This is a genomic window from Mycobacterium sp. (assembly GCF_032162605.1).
In the GTDB taxonomy this organism is placed as follows: Bacteria; Actinomycetota; Actinomycetes; order Mycobacteriales; family Mycobacteriaceae; genus Mycobacterium.
The window spans coordinates 1-6,364 of sequence record NZ_JAVROT010000307.1; the positions used below are offsets into that span (position 1 = coordinate 1).

General features: G+C 65.3%; 6 protein-coding genes. 4 read left to right on the plus strand and 2 right to left on the minus strand.

Translation table 11 applies throughout. From position 1 onward, the window contains the following. Positions 1-121: 121 nt before the first annotated feature. Complete coding sequence (locus QOI01_RS17820) at positions 122-337, minus strand: twin-arginine translocation signal domain-containing protein (protein ID WP_526383209.1); 216 nt, start codon at positions 335-337, stop codon at positions 122-124. A 1,273-nt stretch (positions 338-1,610) separates the two neighbouring features. Between QOI01_RS17820 and QOI01_RS17825 the strand changes: the two genes are divergently transcribed. Continuing rightward, positions 1,611-1,988, plus strand: coding sequence for a hypothetical protein (locus tag QOI01_RS17825; protein ID WP_526383211.1), 378 nt, complete (start codon positions 1,611-1,613; stop codon positions 1,986-1,988). Positions 1,989-2,061: 73 nt separating this feature from the next. After that, entirely contained in the window at positions 2,062-2,466 is a 405-nt protein-coding gene (locus QOI01_RS17830) for a hypothetical protein (RefSeq protein ID WP_526383213.1), read from the plus strand. Positions 2,467-2,855: 389 nt separating this feature from the next. On the opposite strand, the gene QOI01_RS17835 is transcribed toward QOI01_RS17830, so the two are convergent. Beyond that, on the minus strand, positions 2,856-3,203 hold the full coding sequence (locus tag QOI01_RS17835; protein WP_526383215.1) for a nuclear transport factor 2 family protein: 348 nt from the start codon (positions 3,201-3,203) through the stop codon (positions 2,856-2,858). 617 nt (positions 3,204-3,820) lie between these two features. On the opposite strand from QOI01_RS17835, the gene QOI01_RS17840 reads away from it, so the two are divergent. Together QOI01_RS17840 and QOI01_RS17845 are read left to right on the plus strand one after the other, a co-directional pair. Continuing rightward, on the plus strand, positions 3,821-5,983 hold the full coding sequence (locus QOI01_RS17840) for an RCC1 domain-containing protein (RefSeq protein ID WP_526383217.1): 2,163 nt from the start codon (positions 3,821-3,823) through the stop codon (positions 5,981-5,983). A 198-nt stretch (positions 5,984-6,181) separates the two neighbouring features. Further along, positions 6,182-6,364, plus strand: a 183-nt coding sequence (locus tag QOI01_RS17845; RefSeq protein WP_526383219.1) for a recombinase family protein, incomplete at its 3' end; no start/stop codon positions are given.

Consider the following 6,364-nt stretch of genomic DNA (forward strand, 5'->3'; position numbering starts at 1 on the left):
GCGAGTTCATCGTAGGAAGGACGCTCACCGCCCCGGCCAGACACCACACCAAGATCATCCCACAGTGGATGCCAAGGCCGAACCAGACGGTCACACCACCGACCTCAAGTGACCTGAACAGTTACAGATATTTGTCTGCCGGGGCGTCCAACAGCGCATGCTGCGCCCTCATGAACCTGTCGGTGAACTTGGCGGAAACGCCGGTCGCCTTGGAGGCACCAGCGGTGTGGGGTGCGCCGAAGGCGCTGGAGCTGCCGAGGATGGGTTGTGCAGCGGCCGCCGCAGCAACGACGGCGCCAGCCTTCAGAACGGTTCGTCGCTGATACTGTTCGGCCATGTCAACTCCAGTTCCTATTCTTGGGGGATCAGATCGATTTACTATTTTGGGATCAGATCGATTTATTGATGGATTCTTCGTATTCCCAGATGCTTGTCATCGCGGATGATGTCATCCTTACGAATTCGCTGCCGTACGCCGCCATGCGGTCATCGGACAGCCAACTGATGACCGCCGCGTGCCGTTGAGTGGCTCTCAAGAAGTCACGACGATGGTGCATGACGGAAATGGACCTTCTCTGAGCGGCGGGGGTCGAAGCCGGCGACCCAGGCCATCACATCGTGCGAAGTCGCTTTCCGATCCGGGCCGGCTCTTCTTGCAGTACCATCGACGACGATCAAGAGCGGCAGGCCGCGCGACGCCCGAAGCAGCCGGCCCGACGGACTGGCCATAGCCGCGGCGGGGTCCACCGCGAGTTGGCGGCCCCTTCGATGCCGTCGAATCTTCCAGTGCACTGACACCTTGCCTCCTTGGCCAGAAGCAGCGACGTAGGGTGAAACGTTTCGGACGCTAGGCCGATCCGAGGTAGTGATCAATAGAGATGAACACAACATGGCCAGATGTGGCCACGCCCATCACGGACAGCGACAGCCCTTCTGAACAGGGACTACGTTGGGCAACGACCGATCGGAGGGGTAGGAGCATCGATCTCTCGCGGTACACGGCACGTTATTGAACCGACTCAAGTCAGGCATGTCAACGATCAGTGTTCCCCGGTAAACCACGCGCGCCCAACCTGCAACCACAGAGGCGTGCCGCGGCGACTCGCGACGCTGCGCGCACAGAACCCGGGACCGGGTGCGGGCCGGCATGGTCTTACCTGCTGCCCCACGCGCACTCGGGCGACCGGCACAGCGTCACATCGGACGCAGGCCGGTCGCCCGCCCCCGGGGTCCTGCTTCGTCTTCGCCGGCCGCGGCAGTATCCACATCCCACGGCGGCGGCAGGCACCCGGGTGCGCTTGACCACCCGGTGCCCGCGGCGAACGTTCCGGGAGCAGATGCCGGAGCTGCACCGTTCGCATGTGGCGGTGCTGGCCAGCTGGCCGACGGCAACAACCGCACCGGATCGATCGCGCAGGCAGTCGAGCTCAATGAGCGGCAGGTGTACAACCTGCTGAAGGAGTTGGAGAACGACTTCGGCCTGGTCCCGGGCGACCGAGGTGCAGGGCCGGTATGCGCTGACCGAGGCCAGCAGTGTTGCCTGAGTCAGATCTGTTGGACGAACAGGGCGAAGCCGCTTTCGTGGGGTCGTCGATGACGGCTTCGTAGGCGTGGCTGATGACTCGGTAGCCAACGTGTTTGGTGTCCTTGGCCCGCTTGCGGACGCGGAGTTCGGCGCCGTTGGGCGGGTCGTAGGGCAGGGTGAAGGTGCCGACGAGGACGGTGTCGGGGTTGGGTGGGCAGACACCATCATCGCGTGGGAGGTCGACGCGGTCGTCTACCCGGGCAAGCAGGCGGTGCTCGAGGCGGAACGGTTGGCGGTGGAGGTGGAGTTGCCGCTCTACAACTACGAATGGAATCTGGGCAACCTGTATCGGGTGGAGATTTGGCGGGCGAAGGATCAGCGGTGGGGCGCGCGACGACGCGGCCGGTCGGCCGCGGTGGGTGCCGCTGGTGAAGCAGTCCCTGCAACGGATCGACGCGCATGATGCCCGAACGTCCGGTATCGGTACCCCGAAAGTGGAGCACAGTCCAGGTCGAGGCCGTCTTATGGTTGGTCACGTGGGTGGCTTCATCGAGCGTTATGTGGGCCGTGTTCGTTCGCACCGGGTGGATGGCGGCGAGAGCGGCAGGACTGTTCGCCTCGACTGCATGCTTGGCGGTGTTGCTGGGGTCAGTGTGGTTGACACCGAAGCGCCGCCGTGGGTTCGGCGTCCGGTGGCGCAAGCTGCGCCGGTGGCTGCGGTGACCGCCCAGCCGCGCAATGCCCGCCCGGATCGGGTGCAGGTGGGGGACCGGCAGGACGGCGGGCAGTTGACTGCCCGGCGCACGGACACGGTCCGCCGCGGTGACCGGGTGGTGGTGAACGCTGCGGAGATGACCGGCATTCAGATCGACTTGTCGGTGGAGGACTTCCGCCGGTTCTGCCTCGCGGGCCTGGCGTTGACCGGCGACTTGTCCCAATGATCAGAACATCGCGATAAGGGGACCGCCGGGCTGCGCCGCTCCGCCCCCGCCCGGCTCCAAGCTGAGGTGCCTGGAGAGGCTTGATCGGGTGAGCGGTTGTTTGCCCGTGGCTAGCTCCAGGCCGTGGCTGTGGGGCTCGATTACTCGGTCACGCCCTGCCACCTGTGCATCCATGTGGTGCGAGGACCACGGCGGTATCCAAACTCGAACGCGTTCAGGTCGACCACGGTGATCCATCGAGACCGCACACGAATGGCCAGGTCAGCAGCGCTCATCGACTTTTCGAGCCCACATGCGCGCCGCGCCCGCGTGTGGCCACCGTCAACGCGTGATTACCACGCTCTCGGTCGAGTTCGAGGCGGAGGCGGCGTAGGTCGTCCGCGTCGGCGTCAGCCCTTCACGTACGAGAACTTCTCGGCGATCTTGCCGTCGCGCAACGTGATCAGATCCATGCCGCGCACGTGACCGCTGCCCCAGTCGTAGCGCCAGCGTTGTACCACGTGGCCGGCGGCTGGGACGATCTCCTCGAACTCGAACCGGCCGCCGGTCTGATCGAAGATCGGCTTCCACTCCTTGCCTACCGCCGCGCGCCCCTGAATCCGACGGCCATCCGGGGCGGGGTTGGTCGCCTCGAACACGACGTCGTCGGTGCATAGGGCGATCGCCGCCGTCAGGTCGTGCGCATTCCACGCCGCATTGAAGGCGTCAATCACAGCGAGTGCGTCGTTGCCATCCATGCCTCTATGTTAAATGCTCGATGCAGCTCGCGTACGATCTTTGAACGTGTTCAGGTGGCAGGGAGGCGCTCGCGTTAGGTTGAGTCACCGTTTGTGGCGCATCGCCACTCGCTCTCCTAGCCGATGAGAATGCGCCGTCCTCCAGCAGTCAGAGAACGCCTTCATCAGGGTCCACCGCAGGAAGATCTTCAACGGACTGGCGGATCCGCGTCGCACATCAGTTGTCGGGTCACACACCGCCGCCCAGCGCGTCGACACCGCGATTGGTAGCCGCGCACAAACCGGTCCGGCACTCGCCGCGACCCGTCCCGGCCCGGAGATCAGCGGGATCGACGGCAACGCGAGTCGACGCCGTTTGGCCACCGGGCGTGCCCGCGTACATCGCGCGAGTTTCCGCCCGATCGTCCCTTTGCAGCCGCGCCGGAGCCCGGTGACCGAACTGCTCGTTCTGCTGTTGAACGGGCCGCGATCCACGGGGACCTCGTCCGGCGCGCGATTCACCGCACATGGGCCGGGAATGGCCTAAGATGTGTTCCGCGGCGGTCGAATTGGATGTCATGCCGAACCGTTGCTGCCGCCGTCGACTTTCGTGGCCTCGCCACGCGAAGCGATCAGCGATGGCTCTTCTGGCATTCGTGCTGGCGGCATGCACCCCGCTGATGCTCGGTGCGGCGGGAGCGTCCTTCACCAGCTCCTCCTCCAACGGCAACAACCAGATGTCGGCCGCGTCGAACTTCACGGTGGGAAGTCTGTACCTGTGGGGGCAGGACCAGTCGGAGCCGACCTCGCCACAGAAGTACACCTCCGACAGCTGGTCCGACGTGGCAGCGGGCAGCAGTCACGCCTGTGGCATCAAGACGGACGCGACGCTCTGGTGCTGGGGGTTGAACGGTTCGGGTCAGTTGGGCAGCGGTACCGCCGATGCACTGAGCCATGCTCCGACGAAGGTCGGCACCTCGACTTGGCAGGCTGTGTCCACCGCGAGCAACCACACCTGCGGAATCCTTGTCTCCGGGTCGCTGTGGTGCTGGGGCGGAGACAACGGCAACGGACTTCTCGGTATCAACAACACCAGCGACCAGTCGTCACCCGTACAGGTCGGTGTGGCGACGAACTGGACAGTGATCAACACGGGCGAGTTCAGCACCTGCGGGATGCGGGGCACCGCTCTCTACTGTTGGGGTATCAACGACAAGGGGCAGCTTGGCCAGGGCAACATCACCAACCATTGGACCCCAGTCCAGGTGGCCGGTTCGTGGTCGGCGGTGAACCAGTCCTTCGCCAGTGTTTGTGCGGTCAAGACAACCGGCACACTCTGGTGCTGGGGTCTGAACGACCACGGCCAGCTCGGCCAGGGCAACACGACCGACCAGTCGTCACCCGTCCAGGTGGGTGCCGCGACGACCTGGGCATCGACGGCCTCGGGCCGGGCGCAAACCTGCGCCATCCGGACGAACGGCACGCTGTGGTGCTGGGGTAGCTCCGGCAGCGGCGAATCCGGCAACGGTGGGACCGCCTCGACCTCGACACCCGGCCAGATCGGCGGCGTGACCACGTGGAACAGCGTGCAGGCCGAAAACACGGACAGCTGCGCCACCAGGACCAACGGCACTTTGTGGTGCTGGGGATACAACCTCGACGGCGAGTCCGGCATCCCTGACGGCCTGAACAAACTCGCGCCGACCCAGGTCGGAGCTGCCACCTCCTGGACCACAAGCTTCGACATGGGCGTGTGTGGCGTACAGACGGACAACTCGCTGTGGTGTTTCGGTTCCGATCAGTGGGGCCGATACCCCACTGCCACGGTGAGCCCCACCCTCGACGGCGCCGTGACGACGTGGAAAGACGTGTCCGTGGGACGCATGCACGTATGCGGCGTGCGAACCGACGGCACCCTGTGGTGCGCCGGCCACAATGACTCCGGCCAACTGGGCATCGGCACCACGATCGGCCAACCGGCCATGGTTCAAGTCGGCTCCGCCACCACCTGGACCAGCGTCGCCGCCGGCGACGGCCAAACCTGCGCCATACGCACCGATAACACCCTGTGGTGCTGGGGATATAACGGCGACGGACAAGTCGGCGTCGGCGACACCTCGGTCCGCCTCAGCCCTGTCCAACTGGCGTCCAGCTGGATCGACGTGTTCGCCGGCACCGGACACACCTGCGCCATCCGGGCGTCGACCTATCTGCTCTACTGCTGGGGCGACAACGCCTATGGCCAGTTGGGTCTCGGCAACACCACCGACCAGACCACCCCCACCCAGGTCGGCTCCAGCACGTGGACCTCCGTCTCCGCGGGCTGGAGGGACACGTGCGCCATCCTGCGAGCCACCAGCAGCCTCTGGTGCTGGGGTACGAACACCACCGGACAGCTCGGCCTGGGCAACACCACCCAACAGAACTCGCCCGTCCAGGTGGACAGCGGATCGACCTATTCCGCTGTGGCCAACGGCAACGGACATACCTGCGGCATCCGGACGACCGGAGGTCTCTACTGCTGGGGAGACAACACCTACGGCCAGCTCGGCACCGGCAACACCACCTCCCGTACCACTTCGATCCAGATCGGCAGCGCAACGACGTGGTTTGGCATCGCCACCGGTTACCGGCACACGTGCGCCACCCGGACCGACAAGTCCATCTGGTGCTGGGGCAACAACGCCCAGGGCCAGCTCGGGCAGGGCGACGCCACGGACCGTACCGCGCCCACCCAGGTACCCGGCATCAGCTCCCGCATGGTCAGCACCGGCTACTTCAACACCTACACCATTCAATAAGGCCGCACCGGGGCTGGCCATCGGGCAGCGCTGCGAGAGAGGGGCGGGAACCGGGCCGCACCACCCCGGGACATCCCGGCGGCCACCGCGATACAGCGCTGTCGCCATCGCCGCCAGGAAGGCCACGATCGCCGAAGTCGACGACACCACCTACCGACTCCTCGCCCCCACGGCTACGAACTCGACGCGGCGACCAGCATGCTCACGCCGGTCAGCACCGAAGTCCTCGTGGTCAAGAAAATCTTCGACCGGTACACCACGGCCATGATCGGATCCCGCGCAATCGCCAACGAACTCAACGCCCAAGGCCACCGCACCAAGCAAGGCAAGCCATGGAGCGGCCAAAGCGTTCTGGTCGTCGTTCGCAACCGCGTCTACCTC

Excerpts from the sequence above, each read along its gene's own strand:
- QOI01_RS17835 (WP_526383215.1), bottom strand. The coding sequence starts at position 3,203 with ATGGATGGCAACGACGCACTCGCTGTGATTGACGCCTTCAATGCGGCG.
- QOI01_RS17820 (WP_526383209.1), bottom strand. The coding sequence starts at position 337 with ATGGCCGAACAGTATCAGCGACGAACCGTTCTGAAGGCTGGCGCCGTC.
- QOI01_RS17840 (WP_526383217.1), top strand. The coding sequence starts at position 3,821 with ATGGCTCTTCTGGCATTCGTGCTGGCGGCATGCACCCCGCTGATGCTC.